The sequence below is a fragment of the Labrys sp. ALF-8 genome (assembly GCF_059699065.1).
The window spans coordinates 1,229,214-1,252,669 of sequence record NZ_AP048537.1; the positions used below are offsets into that span (position 1 = coordinate 1,229,214).

The 23,456-nt window shown below is 64.8% G+C and carries 19 protein-coding genes; 12 read left to right on the top strand and 7 right to left on the bottom strand.

The features are described 5' to 3' along the window. Nucleotides 1-141: 141 nt before the first annotated feature. From kdpC to AC6H34_RS05625, 3 genes are all read left to right on the top strand, one after another. Nucleotides 142-747 (top strand): potassium-transporting ATPase subunit KdpC, encoded by a 606-nt coding sequence (kdpC, locus tag AC6H34_RS05615; RefSeq protein ID WP_497538154.1) that lies wholly within the window; start codon nt 142-144, stop codon nt 745-747. A gap of 76 nt (nt 748-823) precedes the next feature. Beyond that, nucleotides 824-3,496 (top strand): DUF4118 domain-containing protein, encoded by a 2,673-nt coding sequence (locus AC6H34_RS05620; protein ID WP_497538155.1) that lies wholly within the window; start codon nt 824-826, stop codon nt 3,494-3,496. A 75-nt stretch (nt 3,497-3,571) separates the two neighbouring features. Further along, on the top strand, nt 3,572-4,252 hold the full coding sequence (locus tag AC6H34_RS05625; RefSeq protein ID WP_448150944.1) for a response regulator: 681 nt from the start codon (nt 3,572-3,574) through the stop codon (nt 4,250-4,252). A gap of 140 nt (nt 4,253-4,392) precedes the next feature. Here AC6H34_RS05625 and AC6H34_RS05630 read toward each other — a convergent pair whose 3' ends face one another. Beyond that, nucleotides 4,393-4,992: a LysE/ArgO family amino acid transporter gene (locus AC6H34_RS05630; RefSeq protein WP_497538156.1), complete on the bottom strand. Its 600-nt coding sequence runs from the start codon at nt 4,990-4,992 to the stop codon at nt 4,393-4,395. 90 nt (nt 4,993-5,082) lie between these two features. Here AC6H34_RS05630 and AC6H34_RS05635 point away from each other — a divergent pair, with 90 nt between their 5' ends. After that, nucleotides 5,083-5,976, top strand: coding sequence for a LysR family transcriptional regulator ArgP (locus tag AC6H34_RS05635; RefSeq protein ID WP_497538157.1), 894 nt, complete (start codon nt 5,083-5,085; stop codon nt 5,974-5,976). On the opposite strand, the gene AC6H34_RS05640 is transcribed toward AC6H34_RS05635, so the two are convergent. Continuing rightward, the gene (locus AC6H34_RS05640; RefSeq protein WP_497538158.1) at nt 5,954-6,847 is read right to left on the bottom strand and encodes an aldose 1-epimerase; all 894 of its coding nucleotides are present in this window, start codon (nt 6,845-6,847) and stop codon (nt 5,954-5,956) included. The genes AC6H34_RS05635 and AC6H34_RS05640 overlap by 23 nt on opposite strands. Then, entirely contained in the window at nt 6,847-7,893 is a 1,047-nt protein-coding gene (locus AC6H34_RS05645; RefSeq protein WP_497538159.1) for a zinc-dependent alcohol dehydrogenase family protein, read from the bottom strand. Before AC6H34_RS05645 ends, AC6H34_RS05640 begins: the two co-directional genes overlap by 1 nt. 295 nt (nt 7,894-8,188) lie before the next feature. Here AC6H34_RS05645 and AC6H34_RS05650 point away from each other — a divergent pair, with 295 nt between their 5' ends. The 6 genes from AC6H34_RS05650 to AC6H34_RS05675 all read left to right on the top strand — a co-directional run bounded on the left by AC6H34_RS05650 (nt 8,189) and on the right by AC6H34_RS05675 (nt 19,093). Beyond that, nucleotides 8,189-9,226, top strand: coding sequence for an aldo/keto reductase (locus tag AC6H34_RS05650; protein ID WP_497538160.1), 1,038 nt, complete (start codon nt 8,189-8,191; stop codon nt 9,224-9,226). Nucleotides 9,227-9,965: 739 nt separating this feature from the next. Beyond that, nucleotides 9,966-10,844, top strand: coding sequence for a cellulose biosynthesis protein BcsN (gene bcsN / locus AC6H34_RS05655; RefSeq protein ID WP_497538161.1), 879 nt, complete (start codon nt 9,966-9,968; stop codon nt 10,842-10,844). Then, entirely contained in the window at nt 10,841-13,039 is a 2,199-nt protein-coding gene (bcsA, locus tag AC6H34_RS05660) for a UDP-forming cellulose synthase catalytic subunit (protein ID WP_497538162.1), read from the top strand. The genes bcsN and bcsA overlap by 4 nt, the downstream gene beginning before the upstream one ends. Continuing rightward, complete coding sequence (locus AC6H34_RS05665) at nt 13,036-15,477, top strand: cellulose biosynthesis cyclic di-GMP-binding regulatory protein BcsB (RefSeq protein ID WP_497538163.1); 2,442 nt, start codon at nt 13,036-13,038, stop codon at nt 15,475-15,477. The genes bcsA and AC6H34_RS05665 overlap by 4 nt, the downstream gene beginning before the upstream one ends. Beyond that, nucleotides 15,474-16,568 (top strand): family 8 glycosyl hydrolase, encoded by a 1,095-nt coding sequence (locus tag AC6H34_RS05670; RefSeq protein WP_497538164.1) that lies wholly within the window; start codon nt 15,474-15,476, stop codon nt 16,566-16,568. Before AC6H34_RS05665 ends, AC6H34_RS05670 begins: the two co-directional genes overlap by 4 nt. Then, complete coding sequence (locus AC6H34_RS05675; protein WP_497538165.1) at nt 16,565-19,093, top strand: cellulose synthase; 2,529 nt, start codon at nt 16,565-16,567, stop codon at nt 19,091-19,093. Before AC6H34_RS05670 ends, AC6H34_RS05675 begins: the two co-directional genes overlap by 4 nt. 37 nt (nt 19,094-19,130) lie before the next feature. On the opposite strand, the gene AC6H34_RS05680 is transcribed toward AC6H34_RS05675, so the two are convergent. Continuing rightward, a complete protein-coding gene (locus AC6H34_RS05680; protein ID WP_448150934.1) occupies nt 19,131-19,667 on the bottom strand; it encodes an HNH endonuclease in 537 nt (178 codons plus the stop codon). 57 nt (nt 19,668-19,724) lie between these two features. Here AC6H34_RS05680 and AC6H34_RS05685 point away from each other — a divergent pair, with 57 nt between their 5' ends. Beyond that, a complete protein-coding gene (locus AC6H34_RS05685) occupies nt 19,725-19,940 on the top strand; it encodes a hypothetical protein (RefSeq protein WP_497538166.1) in 216 nt (71 codons plus the stop codon). A gap of 28 nt (nt 19,941-19,968) precedes the next feature. Here AC6H34_RS05685 and AC6H34_RS05690 read toward each other — a convergent pair whose 3' ends face one another. Further along, nucleotides 19,969-20,292: a hypothetical protein gene (locus tag AC6H34_RS05690; protein WP_497538167.1), complete on the bottom strand. Its 324-nt coding sequence runs from the start codon at nt 20,290-20,292 to the stop codon at nt 19,969-19,971. A 262-nt stretch (nt 20,293-20,554) separates the two neighbouring features. Between AC6H34_RS05690 and AC6H34_RS05695 the strand changes: the two genes are divergently transcribed. Beyond that, nucleotides 20,555-22,012, top strand: a complete 1,458-nt coding sequence (locus AC6H34_RS05695) for a DHA2 family efflux MFS transporter permease subunit (RefSeq protein WP_448150932.1) — start codon at nt 20,555-20,557, stop codon at nt 22,010-22,012. Nucleotides 22,013-22,043: 31 nt separating this feature from the next. Here AC6H34_RS05695 and AC6H34_RS05700 read toward each other — a convergent pair whose 3' ends face one another. Together AC6H34_RS05700 and AC6H34_RS05705 are read right to left on the bottom strand one after the other, a co-directional pair. Next, the gene (locus AC6H34_RS05700) at nt 22,044-22,940 is read right to left on the bottom strand and encodes a hypothetical protein (RefSeq protein ID WP_497538168.1); all 897 of its coding nucleotides are present in this window, start codon (nt 22,938-22,940) and stop codon (nt 22,044-22,046) included. Nucleotides 22,941-22,985: 45 nt separating this feature from the next. Then, a complete protein-coding gene (locus tag AC6H34_RS05705) occupies nt 22,986-23,405 on the bottom strand; it encodes a DUF983 domain-containing protein (protein WP_448150930.1) in 420 nt (139 codons plus the stop codon). Between the last annotated feature and the right edge of the window lie 51 nt (nt 23,406-23,456).

Sequence of the window (23,456 nt, forward strand, 5' to 3'; positions counted from 1 at the left end):
TGGAATGTAGCCCGCTGGCTCGTCCTGTCCGATCGGCGACGATCCGGCCCCCTCTTGCTGCCTTCGCCCCTCCCCCGCCTAGCGGGGAGGGCCTCGGCCTTTCACGGCAAACCCGTTTCACCGCTCCAAAGGAGCAGATCCATGTTGACCCATATCCGTCCTGCCATCGTGATGATGGCGCTGTTCACCATCCTGCTCGGCGGGATCTATCCCTACTTCATCACCGGCGTCGCCCAGCTTGCCTTTCCCTCGGCGGCCAATGGCAGCCTGGTGAGTCATAACGGTACGGTGGTGGGCTCGGCCCTGATCGGCCAGAACTTCACTTCGGACAAATATTTCCAGGGACGGCCGTCCGCGACCTCGGGCACCGATCCGAACGACGCCACCAAGACGATCGCCCAGCCCTACAATGCCGACAACTCCACGGGCTCCAATCTCGGCCCGACCTCCAAGGCGCTGGCGGACCGCATTGCCGCTTCCATCGCCGACCTGCGCAAGCAGGGCGTGGCCGGCGACATCCCGGCCGATGCCGTCACCACTTCCGGTTCGGGGCTCGATCCCGACATCACGCCGGCCGATGCCGCCATGCAGGTCGCGCGCGTCGCCAAGGCCCGCGGCCTGCCTGAAGACAAGGTAAGGAGCGTGCTCGACGCCCAGACTTCCGGCCGCCTGTTCGGCATCGTCGGCGAACCGCATGTGAATGTCCTCGCGCTCAATCTCGCACTCGATGCATTGACGGCGCAATAATGGTGTGCGGGTCTTTCGACCGGCACAGTACGAAGCCGTGCCGGTTGGAAAACCGGCACATCCAATCCGAGGCGTCATGCCCCCACCTGTCGAAAAGCGTCCCGATCCCAACGCCCTTCTCGACCTTGCCGGTCGCGAGGGGCGTGGCCGTCTCACCGTCTTCCTGGGTGCGGCGCCCGGCGTCGGGAAGACCTTCGCGATGCTCTCCAGGGCGCGGCGGGAGAAGGATGCCGGAATCGACGTGGTCGTCGGCATCGTCGAGACCCACGGCCGATCCGAGACCGCGGTTCTGACGGAAGGGCTCGAGATCCTCCCCCGGCGCAACGTCGACTACAAAGGCCGGCAGCTCGACGAATTCGACATCGACGCCGCGCTGGCCCGCAGGCCGAAGCTGATCATCGTCGACGAACTCGCCCATACCAATGCACCCGACAGCCGCCACCCCAAGCGCTATCAGGACGTCGAGGAACTGATCGGCGCCGGCATCGACGTCTGGACGGCCCTGAACATCCAGCACCTGGAAAGCCTGGTCGACGTCGTCTCGCGCATCACCGGCGTCACCGTGCGCGAAAGCGTTCCGGACAGCGTGATCAAGAAGGCGGACGAGGTGATCGTCGTCGACATCACGCCCGCCGAATTGATCCAGCGCCTGGAGGCAGGCAAGGTCTACCTGCCCGACAATGCCAGGCGCGCCACGGACGGCTTCTTCAAGCCCGGCAATCTCACCGCCCTGCGCGAGCTTGCGCTCAGGCGTACCACCGATCGCGTCGACGACCAGATGATCGCCTATCTCAGGCAGAATGCCATCGAGGGTCCATGGGAGACGGCGGATCGTCTCCTGGTCTGCATCGGACCTGATGCCCTGTCCGAGAAGGTCGTGCGTGCCGCGAGCCGCCTCGCCAACGGCCTCAATGCCCATTGGCTTGTCGTCACCGTCGAGCGGCCCGGCCAGGAGGCCGCCGATGCCGCCGCCATGGCCCGGCTGGACGAAACCTTCCGCCTTGCCGAGCGCCTCGGCGCCGAAACCCAGCGCGTGAGCGGCCATGACTATGTCGGCGAGATCCTGCGGCTCGCCCGTCGCGAGAATGCCACCCAGATCGTGCTCGGCCGCGGCGAGGCCGGCTGGTGGCGGCGCGTGACGGGACGCTCCCTGCCCGACGCGCTGCTGCGCCAGTCGAGCGATATCGGCATCTGCGTGATCACCGACGGCGAGGGCGATGCCCCTCCCCCACAACGGCGCAGATGGGCCAGATGGGAAATGCCGCCTGCGGTCACCACCTTTGGCGCGGCAGCGGCGGCGGTCGCGGCCGCGGTGGCGATCGGCGCTGGCTTGCAGCACTTCGTGCGCCTGCCCAATGTCTCCATGCTCTTCCTCCTGGCCGTGCTGCTCTGCGCCCTCACCGTCGGGCGTCTCAGTGCGGTAACGGCGGCGATACTGTCCTTCTTCGCCTACAACTTCTTCTTCATCCCGCCGCTCTACACCTTCACCATCGCCGAACCCCACGAACTCTTCGCGCTTGTGCTGTTCATGATCGTCGCCCTGACCACCGGCGACCTCGCGGGGCGCATTCGCGACCGGGCCGAGGGCGCCGGCCGGCGTGCGACCAATCTGCAGTCTCTCTATGAATTCTCGCGCAAGCTCTCGGGCATCACGAGCGTGGACGACGTGGTCTGGGCCGGCGTCGCCCATGCGCAGGCGACTCTGCATGGCCAGGTCGTCATAGCCATACCGGTGGAGGACGACCTCACCGTCTCCGCCGCGTGGCCGCCCGACACCATCCTCGACTCCACCGACATGACGGCCCTGCGCTGGGCCTATGAAAAGCGGGAAAACGCCGGCAAGGGCACTGAGACCCTGCCCAATCTACGCTTCCAGTTCCGCCCGATCCTGGCACCCCATGGCGCCGTGGGCGTGTTCGGTTTCGAGCAGCCCAAGGATGCGCCACCCCTCAGCCCCACCGAGGAGCGCGTTCTCGGCGCCATCCTCGACCAGACGGCGATCGCCATCGACCGGGCCCAGCTTGCGCGGGAGAACGCCCGCACCGCGGCGCTGGAAGAAAGCGAGAAGCTGCGGGGCGCCCTGCTTTCCTCGATATCGCACGACCTGCGCACGCCCCTCGCCTCGATTACCGGTGCCGTCACCAGCCTGCGCCAGCTCGGCGACAGGATGAGCGCCGAGAGCCGCGACGATCTTCTCGCCTCGATCGAGGAGGAAGCGGCGCGCCTCTCGCGCTTCGTTTCCAACCTGCTGGACATGACGCGCATCGAAGCCGGAGCCCTGAATGCGAAGCGCGACTGGGTGGATATTCCCGACGTGATCCGCGCAGCCGTGGAGCGGGCGCGAAAGGCCTTCCCGGAACGGGCTATCGAGGTCAGCGTCGCCGCCGAACTGCCTCCGGTCCGCGGCGATTCGACCCTCCTCGGCCAAGTCCTGTTCAACCTGATCGACAACGCGCACAAATATGGCGGCGAGGACACCCCCACCGCCGTCTACGCCCGGCGCGAGGGCGAGGAGGTGGTCGTCACGGTGACCGACCAGGGCAAGGGGATTCCGCCGACCGATCTAGAGCGGATCTTCGACAAGTTCTATCGCCGCGGCAAGGTGGACGGCCGCGCGGCAGGCACGGGGCTCGGCCTTTCCATCAGCCGCGGCTTCGTGGAGGCCATGGGCGGCACCATCACCGCCGAGAGCCCGGCGATGCGCAAGCGCGGCACCCGCATTGTCATCCGCCTGCCGGTGGGGGCATGATGGGGGGGTGTCGTGCGTGGCCTTGAAGGTTAGTGCTGCCCCTCACCTCTCAGACATTAGAGTTTCCGAGCACCCATGCGTATCCTGGTTGTCGACGACGAACCCCAGATCCAGCGTTTCCTGAAACCGGCCCTCTCCGCGGCGGGCTATGAGGTGACGGATGCCGCCAATGGCGCCGATGCCATGCGGCTGATCGCGACCTCGGCGCCCGACATCGTCATCCTCGACCTCGGCCTGCCCGACATGGACGGCAAGGACATCATTACCCGGGTGCGCGAATGGTCCAAGGTGCCGATCATCGTGCTCTCCGCCCGCGACCGCGAGACGGAGAAGATTGCGGCCCTCGACCTCGGCGCCGACGACTATGTGGAAAAGCCCTTCGGCATCGGTGAGCTGATCGCCCGCATCCGCACGGCATTGCGCCACAAGGCGCAGGACAGCGGCGCCGCCACCAGGTTTGAATGCGACGGGCTCGTCATCGACACGCTGAAGCGCCTCGTCAGCCGCGACGGCGAGCCGATCCGCGTCACACCGAAGGAATACGATCTGCTCGCGATGCTCGTGCGCCACGCCGGCCGGGTGGTCACCCATCGCCAGCTCCTTACCTCCGTTTGGGGCTCGGCCCATGGCGACGACCTGCACTATCTGAGGGTCTTCATCGGCCAGCTCCGCGCCAAGATCGAGAGGGACGCCTCGAATCCCAGGATCATCCAGACCGAGCCGGGGATCGGGTACCGGCTGAGGGACGAGGAATAGTCCGGGGTGCAGGGGCGGCATGCCGGCGAGCGCCACTCGGTGGAACGTGGCGCGTGAAACGCGAAGCGGCGATCATCGACCGCCCTCTGCCTCTTCCATCAAATCCGTCGTTTCCAGGCTTGTCGACCCCGCGCCGCCGGTCATACCGCCAGCTTCAGCGCCAGCCCGCACATCGTCATACCGATCAGGACATCCAGCACTCGCCAAGACCCCGGCCTGGCGAAGACGGGGCGCAGCAGCCGCGCGCCGTAGCCCAGCGCAAAGAAGAACAAAAACGAGGCGGTGCCGGCGCCCGCGCCGAAGGCCGCCTTGTCCGGCCCGTATTGGGTGGAGATCGAACCGAGCAGCACCACCGTATCCAGATAGACATGCGGATTGAGCCATGTGAAGGCGAGGCAGGTGGCAAGCGTGCGGGCGAGATCCTGCCCGACCGCCTCCGAGGGAGACAGTCCCCCCTGGCTGAAGAAGGCTGCCCGGAAACTGCGTAGGCCGTAGGCGGCAAGGAAGAGCGCGCCGCCATAGCGCATGACCGGCTCGATCCAGGGCACAGCTACCCCGACGAGTCCGAATCCGCTGATACCCGCGGTGATCAGCACCGCGTCCGAGAGCGCGCAGGCCAGACAGACCGCAAAGACATGCTCACGCCTCAAGCCCTGGCGCAGCACGAAAGCGTTCTGCGCCCCGATCGCCACGATCATGCTGAGGCCGAGCAGGAAACCGGAAAGCGCAGCGCCGAACATCGTCATCCCCCTGAGAACGGGATTTGACTAGCCCAGCCAATGAACTTAGAGAATTTAAACTATCTAAATCTGGATTAGAGAATCTAATCTATGCTGGATTATGCCCTGCTCGACGCCATGGCCGCCGTCATCCGTACCGGCAGCTTCGAGAAGGCCGCACAACAGATCGGCGTTACGCCTTCGGCCATTTCCCAGCGCGTGAAGCTTCTCGAGGAAAGGTTGGGCACCAGCCTGATCATCCGGGGCCAGCCCTGCATGGCCACGCCCGCAGGAAGACGGCTCAGCCGCCATGTCGAGGAGATCGGCCTGATGGAGCATGAGCTGCGTGCCGAGCTTGCCGACGTGCTTCCGGCCGCCAGGGCGCCGACCATACGCATCGCAGTCAACGCCGACAGCATGGCGACCTGGTTCATGCCCGCCCTGGCCGGCCTGGAAGGGCGGCTTTTCGACCTCGTGCTCGACGACGAGAGCAACACCGCCGAGTGGCTGCGCCGCGGCGAAGTAAGCGCCGCCGTCAGCACCGCTCCAGGCCCGGTACAGGGTTGCAGCAGCCGGTCGCTCGGCACGCAGCTCTATGTCGCCACCGCCAATCCAGCCTTCATGCACCGCTGGTTCCCCGCCGGGGTCACCGAGGCGGCGATAGCGACTGCCCCGAGCCTCACCTTCAACATCAAGGACGAGTTGCAGGATGCCTGGATCGCCCAGGTCTTCGGGCAGCGCGCGGCGCGGCCCACCCATTGGATACCTTCCTCCCACGGCTTCGTCGATGCCTCGCTGGCGGGAATCGGCTGGGGCATGACCCCGATTTCGCTGGTGTCGGGGCATCTCGATGCAGGACGGCTGATCGAGTTGATACCCGACACCCCGCTGTCGGTGCCGCTCTATTGGCACTGGAGCCGAGCGGTGGAGACCGGGCTGCGCGAATTAACGCAAGCCGTGCTGAAGACGGCAAGGGAGCGGCTCAGCGCCCCCAGCGCATCCTGACCCTGCCTGCCAGGCTCTCTCCCGGTGCAAGGCGCTTCAGCCCACCGCCATCGGCGTGGTGGTGCGCATCCGCGCTGTGGCTCATCGGCTCGAAGCAGAAGAAATCGTAGGTGTAGCCGGGATCGAAGGCCGGATCCGACACGAAGATCAGGTAGCGCCCGAACAGCGGGTCGGCATCGATTTCGAGACGCAGGCCGCTCTCCGCCCAGTCGATGACCGCACCGCCGTTCCAGCCCTCGAACAGCGTATTGACCCAGCGCCGTGGCAGGGGCGCGGCCGTCGAGAAGACCATGTCGCCGGATACCGGCTTGCGTACGGTCGGCAGCCACTGGCTGTCCTCGTCCCAGCAGTCGGTGGCGGCTGCCCGGAGAAGCGTTCCGGGCGTAAGCGGGAAGTAGGGATGCCAGCCAAGGCCGTAAGGCAGAGCCTCCGCGCCGCGATTGGTCAGGCTGAGGCTCGTCTCGAGCATATGTCCCTCGACACGGATGCTCTGCTCGGCCTCGTAGACATAGGGGGTACCGGGCGCCCTGTGCGCATCGAGCCGCAACCGCACGAGATCCGCCCTTCGCTCGACGACCTCCCAATGCCGGGTCCAGCCATCGCCATGCAGGTAATGCCTGTCCCAGGACATGTTGGGCTCCAGTTCGTGGTCCCGCCCTTCGAAACTGAAGCGATTGCCCCGGACGCGATTGCCGAAGGGAACGAGCGGAAAGCTCGCCGCATGCAGCGGATCGCGCTCCTCGCCCTCGGGCGGCTGACGCAGCAGCGGCACCTCACGGCCGTCCATCTTCGCAAGCACGCGCCAGAGCAGGCCGCCCTGCGGCGCGATGTCGACGACCAGCGCCTCGGTCTCCAGCCGGATATCGCTCATCACGGATACTCGATCACGACCTTGCCGGACTTGCCGCCCGCCATCAGCGCATAGGCCTCGCCGGCCCTCTGAAGCGGAAAGGCATCGGTGATGATATCATGCGGGTGGAGGCCCCAGGCGGCAAGGTCGTCGCAGCACTGGTCCATATTGTGCAGGCTGGTGACCCAGGATCCGTACAGCGTGCGCTGGCGATGCATCAGGTCGTCGCTGACATTGAACTGCACATGTCCAGTCTCGCCTATATAGACGCAGCGCCCCCAACTCGCCGTGCCCTGCAGCGCCAGGAGACGACCATGCGGGTTGCCGGAGCAGTCGAGCGCGACGTGCGCACCGCCCTTGGTAACTTCGTTGATCGCTTCCAAGGCGTTCGGGCCTGCTACGAAGCCGTGGTCGATCAGGCCCAGTTGCCTGGCCTTGTCGATACGCTCCTGCTGCACGTCCACGCCAATACGCAGATGCGCGCCCCGTCCGCCGGCGAGCATCAGGGCCGCCATGCCCACGGGCCCGAGGCCCACCACGAGCACGCTATCGCTGCCGGAGACATTGCCGCGCAGGATGCCTTCATATGCCGTACCGACACCGCAGGAAATGAAGCAGCCATCCCTATAGCTCAGGCTGTCCGGCAGATGCACGAGATCGCGCTCGTCGGCGACCAGGAAGGGAGCATGGCCGCCGTCTCGCTGCCAGCCATAGGCGGCACGCAGCGGATCGGTACATGAGATCTGGAACCCCTTGCGGCAGGCCCGGCAAAAGCCGCAGCCCGAGATGTGATAGACGGCTACACGGTCGCCGGCCTTGAAATGCCGGCAGCCTGCACCGAGTTCCATCACTTCGCCGGCAGGCTCGTGCCCGGCAACCACGCCCTGGTAGCGCGAGCGCGGATCATCACCGACATGCTTGTGGTATATGTAGTGGATATCGCTGCCGCAGATGCCGGACGCGCGCATGCGGATCAGCACCTGGCCTATGCCTGGCCTGGGTACGTCGACTTCGCGCAACTCGACCGTTGAATTTCCCGGCAAGAATGCCGCCAGCATCCGCTCCATCACCGCTTCCATCCCGCGTCTTACGACACCAATTCGTTGATAAATAAAATCTTCTTCGTACGGCATCCGACAGATTAGCGTGGGCCGTGGATTTCAAATATACCATAAATAAAACTATATATAGGATAATTAGAAAAGATCGATCCTGGGCTGGGCGAGCCAATGCGCGACCCCAGCAGCAAGCGGACCTGCGAATTCATCCGAGTCGTCCCGGGTCTGGACAGCAGCGCTTTTGCCGCTACCATTGTCCGACAAATACGCCCTCTTAAATGACGAATTCTCAGGGATGGAAACCATGAACCTGCCCACCTTGCCAGGGAACGCCGCACCACGCCGGCTCGGTCGAACCTCCGTGTCGCTCACGCCGGTCGGTCTCGGAGGCGGACCCATGGGCGACATGTTCACACATCTCGACGAAGCGGACGTCCGTGCCACCTTCGACGGCGCCTGGAACGCGCAGATGCGTTATTTCGACACCTCGCCCTGGTATGGCCGCGGCATGAGCGAACTTCGTTTCGGCGCCAATCTGCGCCAGCGCCCCCGTGACGAATTCGTGCTCTCCACCAAGGTCGGTCGGGTGTTCAACCGTCCGCAGGACCCCGTGAACTTCAAGGGCCCCTTCTGGGCCGGCGGCCTGAAGTTCCAGGAGCGATTCGACTATACCTATGACGGCATCATGCGCTCCTATGACCAGAGTCTCATGCGGCTCGGCATCAACACCGTGGACCTCCTGTTGATCCACGATCTCGACGTCCGCCATGTCGGCTCCGCCGATCTCGTCGCCCAGTATTTCCTCGACCTGGAGCGCTCCGGCTGGCGCGCGCTGGAAATGCTGCGCCATTACAAGGAGATCAAGGGCATCGGCGCCGGCGTCAACGACCTCGGCACGATCCCAGAAATGCTGAAGCGGTTCGACATCGATCTCTTCCTGGTGGCCATGCCCTATACGCTGCTCGACCAGGGGCCGCTCGACCATGAGTTCCCCCTCTGCGAGGAACGGGGCGTCGGCGTCGTCATCGGGGCGCCCTTCGCCTCCGGGATTCTGGCGACCGGAACGAGCGTGCCCACGCCCTACTATCGCTATATGCCGGCGGAGCCCCCGGTGGTCGAGAAGATGCGCAGAATCGAAACGGTCTGCGCCGCCCACAAGGTGCCGCTGAAGGCGGCGGCCTTCCAATTCGTGCTGCGCCACCCGATCGTCGCCAGCGTGATCTCGGGCGCCGTCACACCGGAGCAGGCCCGCGAGAATGTGAACCTGCTCGGCGTGGACATTCCGGAGGCATTCTGGAGCGATCTTAAGCAGCAGGGATTGATCGACACCCGCTCACCCTGATGCTGGAGGTGAAACGAGCAACCGGGGCAACCAACGGCTCGAATTGAATGTCCCGTTGAAACCTTGTAACGAGCTGCTTTCGCGAGGCGACGCGGCTCATCTTCTTTTGTAGATCCGCATTGGGACTCTTCATCCAACGATGAAAGCGACGACTACCTTCTATGGTAGCACTCCTCAACTTTATATACCTCGCCCGGATAGAGACCATATACCAAAGAAGTAGAAATCGCTATTGCATCCGGGAGCAGGAACACTGGATGGCAAGCATCCGGATCAACCACCATGCTGCCATCAAGAACTGTGTCATATCGCGGTCGCGGATGTTGACGGCGAATATTCTCACCATTCTTATACGACCAAATTATCAAGAATCCTGATCATACTTCAGCAGGCTCCTTACTCGAAGCGCTTTCCATTTTTTAAAGTAAAATAATAAAAATATAAAAGACTATGATGCATTATCTTTAGTATATATCTATGTCGTTTCGTCAGGCATATTTTTAGCCTTCATATCTCACACAAAGATATTGACGTGAAGGCTTTGTTAGCTTTTCACTTTGGCGTCGACAGTTCGATTGCGTGAAATGGTATATTCATGGAGCTTCCTGCGGATGCCAAAGGTTTGACTCGCCGAGCAGCGAGCCATCCTTGGGTAATTCAACGATCCAAACGCGTGGATCGTACACAAAAAACACACAAATGGCTCTGTAAATTCGCGAGATTACTTTCCGTAGGGTCAGTGATCCTCCTTGCGGGCTGCGGCGCTCCCCGCACCATCGTCACCGAAACGGGCGCGGTCACCACCGTGCCGATCGAGACCGCGTTTGTTTCGCTGGGCCCGGGCACCCCCGCAGTCCTGTCGATCGTGCAGACTGCATACTCCAATGCGACACGCCAGACGATCGCGCTCGCGACCGACGGATCGGCCCCGGGACAAAACGAATTGCGGGTCGACATATTCGGCATCGCCAACAGCGGCGCCGGTGCCGAGAGCAGTCTCGGCGACCGTCCGCTCACGGACGAACAGCTGACCTCGGAAGCCCAAACATCCCTGCCCGGAGTACCGCTCCGGCGCTCCCTCACCTATGTGCAGAACCAGTACGGTCCGTTCGGCTATGCGCTCGGTCGAGCAGCGGGGAACGAGTTGTGCATGTATGCCTGGCAGCGCATAGCGACGCCCGATCTCGATGTGTCCCTGTTCAACCGTCGTGCCACCGTTTCGATCCGCCTTCGCCTGTGCCGACCCGGCGCGACCGAGAGCAGTCTCGTAGCCGCGATGATGGGACTGCACGTCAACGCCTCGCTGTCGAGCGGCAACTGGTCCCAGGCGCCGCGCCCCCTGTCGCCTGACCTCGGCGCCGCCGGCGCGCCGATGGGCCCCGCGCCCTCGGCGGCCGTTCAGGCGCAGCCTGCCCCCGCGCGGGCACCCAAACGCCGCGGGCACGCGCCTGCCCGGACGCCGGCGCCTCAACCCGCGGAGGCCGCTCCCCCAGTTCCTGCCCCAAGCGGAAGCGGCGTGGTCATTCCGCCGCCGCCTGCGGCCGGCAGCCCCGGCGGCGGCCCCGTCGTGCCCCCGCCGCCCCTGATACCGGCGTCCCCACAGGGAACCCAGCCATGACCAAGGCCTTCGCTGTTCTGCTCTGGGCGTTCGCGTCTCTCTTCGTCCTCATGCTGGTGACCCTGCCGATCAGCCAGCAGACCCATCTCATCGCCGGCACTGCCGTCGTGGTCGCCATGGCCTTGCTCAAGGCCTTCAAGCCCACCGGCGTCTGGCGCCTGATAGCCCTGGCGCTTGGGACGTCGATCGTGCTGCGCTATGTCTATTGGCGCACCACGAGCACGCTTCCCCCGATCAACCAGCCGGAGAATTTCATCGTCGGCCTCACGGTCTATCTGGCCGAGATGTACTGCGTCGCCATGTTGGCGCTCTCGCTCTTCGTGGTGGCGACGCCGCTGCCTTCCCGGATCGCGCCGCGCCTGCGCGACGACGAACTGCCCAGCGTCGACGTCTTCATCCCCTCATACAACGAGAGCGGCGAGCTGCTGGCCAGGACGCTCGCGGCGGCGAAGGGCATGGACTATCCACCCGACAAGCTGCATGTCTATCTGCTCGACGACGGCGGTACGGAACAGAAGCGCAATGCCCAGAACATCGAGGCGGCGACCGAAGCGCAGCAACGCCATGCGGACCTGAAGAAATTATGTGAAGGGCTTGGTGTGAACTATCTCACCCGGGCACGCAACGAGCACGCCAAGGCCGGCAACCTCAACAACGGTCTCGAATATTCCACCAGCGAGATCGTGGTCGTCTTCGACGCGGACCATGCACCGGCGCGCGACTTCCTGCATTGCACCGTCGGCTTCTTCAGGGACGATCCGAAGCTCTTCATGGTGCAGACCCCTCACTTCTTTCTCAATCCGGACCCGGTCGAACGCAACCTGCGCACCTTTACGAAGATGCCGTCGGAGAACGAGATGTTCTACGGCATCATCCAGCGCGGCCTCGACAAGTGGAACGCTTCCTTCTTCTGCGGGTCTGCTGCAGCACTGCGCCGCTCGGCCCTGGCGGCCGTCGGCGGCTTCAAGGGCCGCAGCATCACCGAGGATTGCGAGACGGCGCTGGAGCTGCATTCGCGGGGGTGGCACAGCATCTATGTCGACAAGCCCTTGATCGCGGGATTGCAGCCGGCGACCTTCGCCAGCTTCATCGGCCAGCGCTCACGCTGGGCACAGGGCATGGTGCAGATCTTCCTCTTCCAGCGCCCCTTCATGAAGCGTGGGCTGAGCATATCCCAGCGCCTGTGCTACATGTCGAGCATCCTGTTCTGGTTCTTCCCGCTGGCGCGCATCGTCTTCCTTGTCGCGCCAATGTTCTATCTGTTCTTCAATCTGGAAATCTTCGTCGCATCGGGCCAGGAATTTCTGTCCTATACCCTGTCCTACATGTTCGTGAACCTGATGATGCAGAACTATCTCTATGGTTCGTATCGCTGGCCATGGATTTCCGAGCTCTACGAATATGCCCAGACGCTCTATCTCCTGCCGGCACTGGGCTCGGTCCTCATGCACCCGACCAAGCCGACATTCCGGGTGACGGCAAAGGACGATTCGGTGCAGGAAAGCCGGCTCTCCGAGATCGCCTGGCCGCTCTTCGCCTTCTTCTGCGTGCTGCTCGCGGGCGTCGCCATGACGGTCTTCCGCCTGATCGAACAGCCCTACAAGGCGGATGTCACCATCGTGGTGGGCATGTGGAACATCCTCAACGTTCTGCTGGCCGGGTGTGCGCTCGGCGTCGTCTCCGAGCGCGGCGAGCGGCAATCAAGCCAGCGCGTCCGGGCGGACAGGCGCTGCGAACTGACTTTCGGAGACACCACGGTCCCGGCCATGATCGAGAACGTCTCGGCCAACGGCGCCGGCATCCGCGTCGTCGGCGCGGCCCCGACCCTCGCCAACGAGACCCATCTGCACATCCGCTTCACGCCCCTGTCCGCGCTGGATGGCGATCCCACGCTGCCGGCCGTCGTGAGGCGAATCGACCACAACGCCGGCACGACCACCGTAGGCGTGCGCTACCTGACGACGGACCCTGTTCACCATCGCCTGGTTGCCGATCTGCTGTATGCCACGTCGGATCGCTGGACCGCCTTCCAGACGGGCCGCCGCTACAATCCCGGCCTGATCCGCGGCACGATCTGGTTCTACGCGCTTGCCGTCAAGCAGACCGTGCGCGGCCTTGTCTATCTCTATCGCACATCCGTACCGGCGCGGGCTGCGAGCCCCGCGCCCCAGCAGAGCACGGGAGGGAAGGCATGAGAGGGCCGGCCTCGATCCTGCTCGCTTTGGCGATGATGCTGACGGGCATGGCCGGCCTGCACGCCCAGGAGTCTTCCTCGCCCTTCGACATGGCGCCGGAACGGCGCAACATGCCACCGCCTCCGAGCCCGACCCCCGTGGCACCCGAGCCGGCCCAGGCGCCTCCCGCGCCTGAGGCAGCCACGCCGCCGCCTCCCGCCAAACCCCAGCCATCCCCGGCCGACGCGCTCGACCGGCCTTTGTTGCCCTTCCGCCATCTCGTGCTGGAAGGCGAGACGGACAGCCGCGCGTGGAATGTAGTTCTGACCAAGGACCAGGCCGTGAGTCCGGCCTCGCTGACCCTGGGCTATAAAGCTTCGGTCGTGGTCGCGCCCGAAGCTTCCCGGCTTACCCTGTACGTCAACAACCAGGCCGTTTTCGACGCGCCGGTCGCGGCGTCGGAACAGCTCGGCAAGCTTTCGGCGGACCTGCCCGCCGGCCTCCTGAAAGCCGGTCCCAATCTCTTCAGGCTCCAGGTCGTCCAGCGCCACCGTACCGACTGCACCATCTCGTCCACCTACGAGTTGCGCACGGAGATCGACAGCACCGCGACCGCCCTCCACTTCCGCTCGCAGTCGGCGGCTCGCCTTTCGCGCGTGGAGGATATGGCGGCCACCGCCCCGGACGCCAACGGCCTGGTGCATCTTCGCATCGTCACGCCTTCCCTCGGCGGCAAGGCCTCGGCCGGTCCCGTGCTTCGCTTTGCGCAGGCAGCTTCCCTCCTGATCGGCATGCCAAGCCTGGCGGTGCTGGTCACGGACCACCCCAACGATGCAGTGGACCCCGGCACGGTTACGGCAGTGATCGGCACCGCCCAGGATATTCGGCCGCTGCTGCACGCCTTTCCGGCAGAGGCCGCCTCCCGCCCGATCGTGACCTTCGTGAACGATCCTGCCCTCGGCCCCTCGACTCTCGTGGTCTCCGGCCCGACGGCCGCCGCCGTCTCCCAGGCAGTCGATGCCGTAGGAGCCCTGGTCGACCGGCCGAAGGGAAGCGTCCGCGAAGTGCTCGACACGAGTCGCTGGTTCGCGCCCAATCCTCCACTGCTGCTGAGGGCGAGCCGGGTCAAGCTCGCCAATCTCGGCGTTGCAACGCAGGAGTTCGCGGGCCGTCGTTTCAAGACGGAGTTCCAGGTCGGCGTCCCCTCGGATTTCTATTCGGTCTCCTCCGGGGAGGCGACGTTGCTGCTCGATGCCGCCTATAGCGGCGAGGTCTTGCCGGGCAGCCATCTCGACGTCTTCGTCAACGGGGACATCGCCGCGACCACGCCGCTGAGCACGAGCGGCGGTGAGATCCTGCGGCATCTTCCCATCCGCATTCCGATGACTCATTTCCGTCCCGGGCCGAACCGGATTACCTTCGAGGCGCAGCTCTATACGACCACGGATTCGCAATGCGCCGCCGGGCCGGCAAAAGGCAGTAACCGCTTCGTCCTGTTCGACAGCAGCGAATTCGTCATGCCGGACTTTGCCCGCATCGCGCAACTTCCCAACCTCGCGGCGCTCCAGGGCACGGCCTTTCCCTACAATATCTCGAGCGAGCCGGTGGCGTTCGTCGCCAGCAAATACGACAGCCAGGTGATGTCGGCGGCGGCAACCATGCTTGCGCGCATGGCCGTGGCGGCAGGACGGCTGATCGATCTCGACCTGAATGCTGCCTCCCTCGACAACCGCAATGCCCTCTTCTTCGCGCCAGCTCCGGAAATCCCGGATCCCGTGCCGGCCCAGCTCGATCTCGACGAACAGTTGCGCACCGGCTGGAAACCCCACGACGAGGACATTCCGTCGGGCCCTGTCGTCGCCGGCAACACTCCCGGAACCGCACCAGGGTCGCTTCCGGTCGCGGCGGCCGATCCGGCAGACACGCAGGAAACCTTCGACCGCTGGCGAGACACGCTGACGACCGAGGGCGGTGGCTGGCGAGGCAATGTCAGCGCATTCCAGGACTGGCTGCAGCGGACTTTCCAGGTTTCCAGCCAGACCCTGCGTTTCCTGCCCAGCCGCGGCATGGCCTATCATCCTTCGCGTGATGCCACGGCAATGATCGCACAGGGCCCGAGCCCGAGCGGCGACAAGGCATGGACGCTGGTCACGGCCCCGAGCGCCGCCGAACTGAGCGCGGGTGTGAACACCTTCACCGCCAGCCCGCAATGGTTCCAGCTCACCGGCCGCCTGGTGACCTACAACACCCGGCTCACCGAAGTGCAGACGCAGCCCGTCACGACTTTCTCCTTCGTCCCGACCCAGCCCACCACCTTTGCCAATCTGCGGCTGATCGCGGCAAACTGGCTTTCGGAAAATCTCCTGGCATTTGCCCTTCTGCTCTTCGCCGCCTGCCTGCTCCTTGGCCTGGCGACCGCCCTGTTCCTGTCCCGCATCGGCCGGAGAAGCTCACCATGACCAGGCGACGCCTGTCCGGCCATATATCGCTGCTAGCTGCTCTGGCGATGACCGTGTCGTCCGCGCTGCCCCTGCAAGGCGCCCACGCCGTCCCGCTTGGCGAGCCGGCCAGGCCCGGCACGCTTTCGGCCGCGCAGTGGCAACCCTGGCGCGATCGTTTCGTGACACTGGACGGGCGTGTCATCGACACCGCCAACAAGAACATCAGCCACAGCGAAGGGCAAGGCTACGGCCTCCTTCTCGCCGTGCTGGCGGAAGATCGGGAAACGTTCACGCGCATCTGGACGTTCACCCACAACGAATTGCTGCTGCGCGACGACGGGCTGGCGGTGTGGCGGTGGGATCCAGACAGCAAACCGCATGTCACGGACATCAACGACGCGGCCGACGGCGACATCCTCATCGCCTATGCGCTGGCCCTTGGCGGAAATCTCTGGAAGGTTCCCTCCTGGACCGAAACCTCACGGGGGATGGCGGGAGCGATCGGCCAGAGGCTTCTGCATCGCGTCGGCAACCGCATCATCCTCATGCCGGGCGTGAAAGGATTCGGTGCACAGGACAGGCCGGACGGCCCCGTTGTCAATCTCTCCTACTGGATCTTCGAGGCCCTGCCTGTGCTCGCGCGCCTGGCTCCCAATGCCGACTGGGAGGGCCTGGTCTCCGGCGGGCACGATCTCGTGCGGGAGGCCCGCTTCGGCGACGCCGGCCTGCCGGCGGACTGGATATCCCTGAAATCGCCCAAGCCCGCTCCGGCCGCGGGCTTCGATCCGCGCTTCGGCTATGATGCTGTGCGCATTCCGCTTTATCTCGTCCGCGCCGGCGTGACCGACCGGGCTCTCCTCGAACCCTTGGCCAAGGCCTGGGGCGACGGAACGACATCGCCGCCCATCGTCAATCTCGTGGATGGTCAGGTCACCGGCACCATGGACGATCCGGGCTACCGGATGATCGGCGCGGTACTGCAGTGCGCGCTCGACCGCAAACCCGTCCCCGCCGAGCTGCGATCCCCCAGACTGGATGTCTACTATCCCGCCACGCTCTACCTCCTGGCCCTAGCGGGCGTGGCTCAACATTTTCCGGAGTGCCTGTGAGAACGCCCGGCTTCCTCACCTTCGTCCTTGGATTGGCGCTGTTCGGCTGTGTCGCCTGGCAGATTGCCGGTCTGTGGAATCAGCCGGGCCTCGCCTCCTCCTCCAGTCAGATCGTGCAGGTGGCGCGCAGGTCCGCAACGCCGCTCAATTCCGCGCAGGCGGCTGAGATCCTCACGCCCCGAACAGACAGCGACGCTCCGCCGGTTCCCGCTCCGGCGCCTCCCGCTCCCCCGCCTCAGCCCACTGCTCCATCGGCCCAGCCAGCGGCCCAGCAGCCCCAGCCCGTCCAACCCGCCGCCGAGGCGCCGGCTCCGCCACAGGCCGCGGGCGAGCCTGCCAAACCCGTGGTCGACGAGACGGCCCTGCGCTATTTCGCTCGCCAGGGCGACACACGGCGCCTGAATACCGAGATCGAGCGTCTGCGCTCGCTCTATCCGGACTGGGTGCCTCCCGATGATCCTCTCAAGGCGCCGACCGTGTCGGATCCGCAGCTCGATAGCCTGTGGCAGCTCTACACACAGGGCCAGTTCGCGGCGGCACGCGCAGCCATCGCCGCACGGCAGGCCAAGGAACCCGCCTGGACGCCGCCCAAGGACCTGCTCGACCGCCTCACGGTCGCCGAGACCCGCGAGCGCCTCGTCAATGCCTCGAACGCCAAGCAGTACATGACGGTGATCGAGCTGGCGACGTCGACGCCCAGCCTCCTGACCTGTGGCGACGTCGACGTCCTCTGGCGCGTGGCAGAGGCTTTTGCGCAGACCGACCGCGACATGAGAGCCCAGGATGCATACCGTTACATCCTGACCTCCTGCACCGATCCGCACGACCGGCTTTCGACCATGCAGAAGGCAATGACGCTGCTGCCTCGCGACGAACTCGAGCCGCTTCTCGCCCTGGGCCATACCGGCGCCGACGGCGACGAGTTCCGCTCGATCCGGGAAGGGCTCGCCCGGAATGCGATCGTGGCCGGTGCCGGAGATCCCAAGGTCACCGCCAGCGTGCCGGATCTCAAGCTCCTCCAGGATATCGCGGGAGCGAACAATTCTCCCGCGGACGCGCTGCTGCTCGGCAGCTATTTCCGCCAGCATGACGATGCCGTCCAGGCCGAGCACTGGTATCGCCAGGCCTATGAGCGCCAAAATTCGGCGGTTGCCGCAGAAGGACTGGCGCTGGCACTGATAAGCCTCAAGCGATCGGCCGAGGCCGAGGCGATCCTTGCCCCATGGCACGACACGAATGACGGAACACGCAGGAGTTATATGGCGACGATCGCCAATCTCCTCGCACAGCAGCCGCCACCGATGCTCGCCACCGACGTGCTCTCGCGCGTGGTGACGGCGGTGGCAGCGCAGCACGATGCCGCGGCAGCGCAGCAACTGGGTTGGTACTCGCACTTCTACCGTCAGGACGAGACGGCGATACGCTGGTTCGCCGCGGCGCTGAGCTGGAAACCGGATGACGAACCGTCGGCTTACGGGCTCGCCATTGCCAACCTGTCTTTGAACAGGCGCGACGTCGTGCGAGGCGTGGTCAATGCCTGGGGTCCGCGCTCGCTGCGCATCAGGGCGCTCACCGACCCCGCGGCCGCCCGCGAGCTGGCGCAGACGGGCATGCAGCCCTATGCGCCGCTCCAGCCGCAGCCGACGGCGCAGGCGCCGGTCCTTCAGGCAGCGCCGTCGCCCCAGGCCTATCCGGCTCCGGCCCCGCAAACGTACCAGCCTCCGGTACAGCAGACGTACCAACCTCCTGCACAGCAGGCCTATCAGGCTCCGGCTCCACAAACCTACTACCCCGCACCGCAGGCGTACCAGGCCTCGCCGCCACAAGGTCAACTGCCTCAGGCAGCGCCGGCTCAGGCGCCTCAGCCTCAGCCGGCCGGGACGATGCCTATCCAGATACCGCAGGCCGTTGCCCCGGCACCGGCGCAGATGCAGCCCTTCATGGACCAGCCTGTCGCTACGGAACCACGGCCGGCAGCACTGGGTCGCCGCTCCGCTCCGCGACGACAGCGCACGGCCACCACGGGGTCGGGGACGGGTCGCGGCGGCTGCCAGGGCGGGCTCGCCGGTGGATGGTGCCTGATGAAGCTCGATCGCCCGTCGGAAGCAGTGATTGCCTTCCAGGGCGCGCTTTCGACAGGGTCGGCCCAGCAGAGGCAGGATGCGGCTTACGGCCTTTCGTTGGCCTATCTCCGGTTGGGCCTGACCTCGCAGGCGGCGGCCGCGTCGACCCAGGCACCGCAGCCGGCTGGCCGTGCGCGCGATCTCAACCTTTCCATCCTGACGCAACGCATCATCAGTGACTATCAGGGCGGCCGTTACACGCAGGCGCTGATAGCGCTCGACACGCGGGCTACCCTCGCGCCGGAGCAGACCGATCTCCTGATGCTGCGCGGCTGGTCTTATTTCCACCTGCAGCGTTTCACCGAGGCACGCCGCGTATTCGAGGCGGTGTCGGCGACCGGAAATTCAGAGGCAGCCGGGGCCATCGAAGCCGTGAAGGAAGCGACGCATAGTCGCTACTGACGCCGGCAGCGCCTCCGGCTGGCGGAGGCGCTCCATGTCAGGAGACAAGCTCGCTGTCCCAATAGAGATAGTCGACCCAGCTCTCGTGCAGATAGTTGTGCGGGTAGCGCCGGCTCGCCTCGAGAAGATCCCAGGGCGAAGGGCGCGCCGGCCTGCGGATGGGCTTCATGTCCATCCTGTCTGCCTTCAGCGCGTTGCACTCGCCGCAGGCGGCGACAATGTTCTCCCATGAGGTCGCTCCCCCTCTGGAGCGGGGGATCACATGCTCGAACTGCAGGTCGCGGGCCTGGAAGCCCTCTCCGCAATATTGGCAGGTGAATTCGTCTCGCAGGAAGAGGTTGAACCGGGTGAACGGCACGGTGCGGTCTACCTTCTGGTAGTCCCGCAGGGCCACCACCGAGGGCAGGCGCATCGTCGTCGACGGGCTGCGCACCACGGCGTCATATTCCGCCACCACGCTCACGCGGTCGAGAAACACGGCACGCAGCGCATCCTGCCACGACAGGAGCGACAACGGAAAATACCTCAAAGGCCTGAAATCGGCATTCAATATGAGCGCGGGATGCGATGACATGACTACCTCAACTCAACGCTTTTAGCTCCTAGGGGTGACGACGGCTGGAGGAAGGGAATGACCCGGTTGCCCGGCCGGCGGATCATTGGTCGTATGCTGGCGGACCTTCCCGCCGCCTATCGGCAAGTGGGTTGTCCGGCAACGAAAAGACAGGAAGATGACAGGAGAATGGGCAACGCGCGACCGAAAGCAGGCGTGACGAATACGCGCGCCGGTACTGCCTGTTTTGCTGCCGTTCTGGGAGATGCGGGCGTACAAACCCTCCTGCCGTAAAGGCGGAGGGGACTGCCCTGCCGCCGGATTATTGAAAGTGTTGATCGAGGACCGCTTTGCCGGCGGTTTCATGGAACCCAAACAGGCCGTCCATGTTGACACTTCCGCGCGTCTCTTCGCCACGAACGCACCAGTCCATGCGCGGCGGGAAGGCCGTGTGGGCTGCGGCGTCATGAACGAACGCAAAAAAGGGCCGGAGAATCTGCAACGCGGCTTCCTGCTTCGAGGAAGAGAGCATCCCTTCCTTCCAGCTAGGCTTATGGCTCCCGAACCAGGAAAAAATCAAGCCGGAAACAACCGCCGGACTTTGCGTGCGTCGATTTTCGACGGGAACGCCGGGGGCATCGGCCATTCCACGCCATCCGATCAGCGCTGATCGTCTGCCGATTTTGACGCAACCTTGCCCATCGGGACCGCGGACTTCCAGGGCGGCGGTGGCCCCTGCGACAATGGCGCGAGGCCGCTCCCACGATTTTTTGGGATCCACCCTAATTTCGCCATTTCCTCGGACCAAAAGCGGGCCTATAACGATTTATCCATCCTTCCCGGAATAAAGTCGGTTTGTTTTTTGAGCCTCCCTTTTTGGGCTGGCTGTTGCACGAATTGTCATTTCCATGTCGGAGTTAGCCCTCGGTGCCATGCCCCAGACGGCTCGGCCCAATTTCAGAACCACCGCGCTGATCATTGCCAGCGCCATGTTCATGGAACAGCTCGACGCCACCGTCCTGGCGACCGCGCTGCCCACCATGGCAAAATCCTTCCAGGTCTCGCCGGCGCATATGAGCATCGCGCTGACCTCCTACCTTCTCAGCCTCGCGGTCCTCATCCCCGCCAGCGGCAAGATCGCGGACCGCTACGGCGCGCGCACCGTATTCGCCTCCGCGATCGGCATCTTCATGCTCGGCTCGATCCTCTGCGCCCTGGCTCCGAGCTTGTGGATGCTGGTGGCGGCACGCGTTCTGCAGGGCGCGGGCGGCGCGATGATGGTGCCTGTAGGCCGCCTCATCCTCCTTCGCACGGTGGACAAGCGCGACCTCGTATCCGCCATGGGCTGGCTCCTGGTGCCGGCGCTGACCGGCCCGATCCTCGGCCCGCCGGTGGGCGGCTTCATCGTGAGCTATCTCGACTGGCGCTGGATCTTCTACATCAACATCCCGATCGGCGTGGTCGGTCTCATCCTGACCCAGCTCTTCATCCCCAACACCAAGGAAGGCAAGCACGAGCCCTTCGACATGGCGGGCTTCGTGCTCTCCGGCCTGTCGCTCGCCTGCCTGCTGTTCGGCTTCGAAATGACCAGCCGCGGCACGATCGAGGAAGCGCCGATGGCGATCGCGCTCCTCGTGATCGGCGGCGTGAGCGGGGCAGCCTATATTCTCTATGCCCGCAGGCAGCACCGGTTCGAGCCGATCCTGGATCTCACCCTCATGCGGGTGAAGAGCTTCCGCATCTCCGTCCTGGCGGGCTCGCTTTCGCGCATCACCCAGGGCGCCCAGCCTTTCCTTCTGCCACTGATGCTGCAGATCGGCTTCGGCCTCTCGGCGGTGGAGAGCGGATTGATGACCTTCGCCACGGCCTGTGGCTCCATGCTGATGAAGGCGGCGGCCAAGCCGATCCTCAGGCACTGGGGCTTCCGCTCGACCCTGGTCTGGAACAGCGTGTTCTCGAGCCTGCTCTACGCCAGCTGCGCGATGTTCAGGCCGGATTGGCCACATTGGGGAGTCTTCGCGGTCCTGCTCGTCTGCGGGTTCTCGATGTCGCTGCAGTTCACGGCCTACAACACCATCGCCTATGACGATATCCCGCCGAACCGCACCTCCTCGGCCAACAGTTTCTACACGACGTTCCAGCAGTTGATGCTTTCCTTCGGCATCTGCACCGGCGCCCTTGCGCTCACGGCATCGCGCCTGGCCTTCGGGCGCACGGAGACCACGCTCACCGATTTCTCCGTGGCCTTCCTGGCGGTGACCGCGATCTCGCTGCTGGCGGCTCCCGTCTCCGCCAAACTGCCGCTCAATGCGGGCGACGCCATGAGCGGCCATCGTTCGAGGCATGAGGCGGCAGAGGGCGTGTGAGCCGGCGCCGAGCGCACCATCGGGAAGACTGTCATCCGGGCCGATAGGGTTCCAGCTCGTTCCACCCGAGCAGGGTGGTGAGCTTCTCGCCATCGCTGGCGCGCCGGAACCACCCAGGTGCCATCCAGGGGGCCTGCCCATCGACATTGGAGGCGCCTCGACCGACCAGCACGTCTTCGATCCAGAGCGTTCGCGTTTCCAGCGAGATCCGCGTCGAGCCGGTGGTGTTCGGCACGCCGGCATGGGCATGGGCACTCGAAAAGGCGATGACCTCGCCCGGTTCGATCACGACCGGCCTGACGGCTCCGACATCCACGGGCGCGCTCAGATGCGGAATCGCGTCATCCGCGCCGAGCGCATGACGTCCTTCGGTCCTGGCGCGCGCCAGCAGCGCCTCAAGGTCGAAACTGGCGCTGGTATTGGGCACGGCGCGCATCCAGAGATCCGGATAGATTGCGAAAGTACGCCCCTCGGTGATCGGATAGACCGGCGCCCACCAGTTGGTCTGGGCGTAGAGGTTCGAGCCCCAGGTGTCGCGGTGGAAGGCGATGGTGGAGGTATTGCGGGCGCGCGGCAGGTTGGCGCCGGGATCCTGATGCGGCTGGAAACGCAGGTGCAGGCGGTCACGCGCCACCCGTGCCGGGTCGAGACCGGCGGCCCGGAACAAGTCGGCCCAGAGCCGCTTGACCTCGGCCGAACGGGCGAAGTTCTTCTCGATTTCGGCGAAGACTTCCACCTGCCGTGCATGCGCCAGATGGCGATGGATCTCCACCGGGGCATGCGGGGCGAAGGCCTCCTCCAGCATGTTCTTGGTGAAGGCCACCAGTTGCTTCATCGGCTCAAGCGCGGAAAAGCGCGCGATCCCGCCCTCGTAGATCCGGTCATGGAAATCGCGTGGCGAGACCGGCGCGGTGACTGAGGAGTACATGGAGCTTCCCATGACGGACGCGACGGGATGGACCAGGCGAGCCTATCAGCTCCGTCCCGCGAGTTGAACCCGGCTGGGCGGCGGCTCGTCGGGCTGCACCAGCCGCCCCTCCTCGGCCTTGTTGATGTATTGGCTGGCGACCAGCACGCCCTTGATCGGCCGGAGAATGGGCACGCAGGACAACAGGAGGAAGGGCAAGGTGGTCACGAAATGCACCCAGAGCGGCGGCTCGTAGGCCAGCTCTATCCACATGCCAAAGCCCGTGGCGGGGAATGCCATGGTCATCATCACGAAGAAGGCTGGTCCATCCGCCGGATCGGCGAATGAATAGTCCAGTCCGCAGGCATTGCATTTCGGGGCCAGCTTGAGGAAGCCGTTGAAAAGCTTGCCGCGGCCGCACCGCGGACACAGGCCGCGGATCCCGACGCGCCAGATCGATTGAGCGGCTGCAGAATGTTCGTCCATGGCAAGTCTCCCAAATCCACAGGACAAAATGTATGGATTGAAATTCCATAC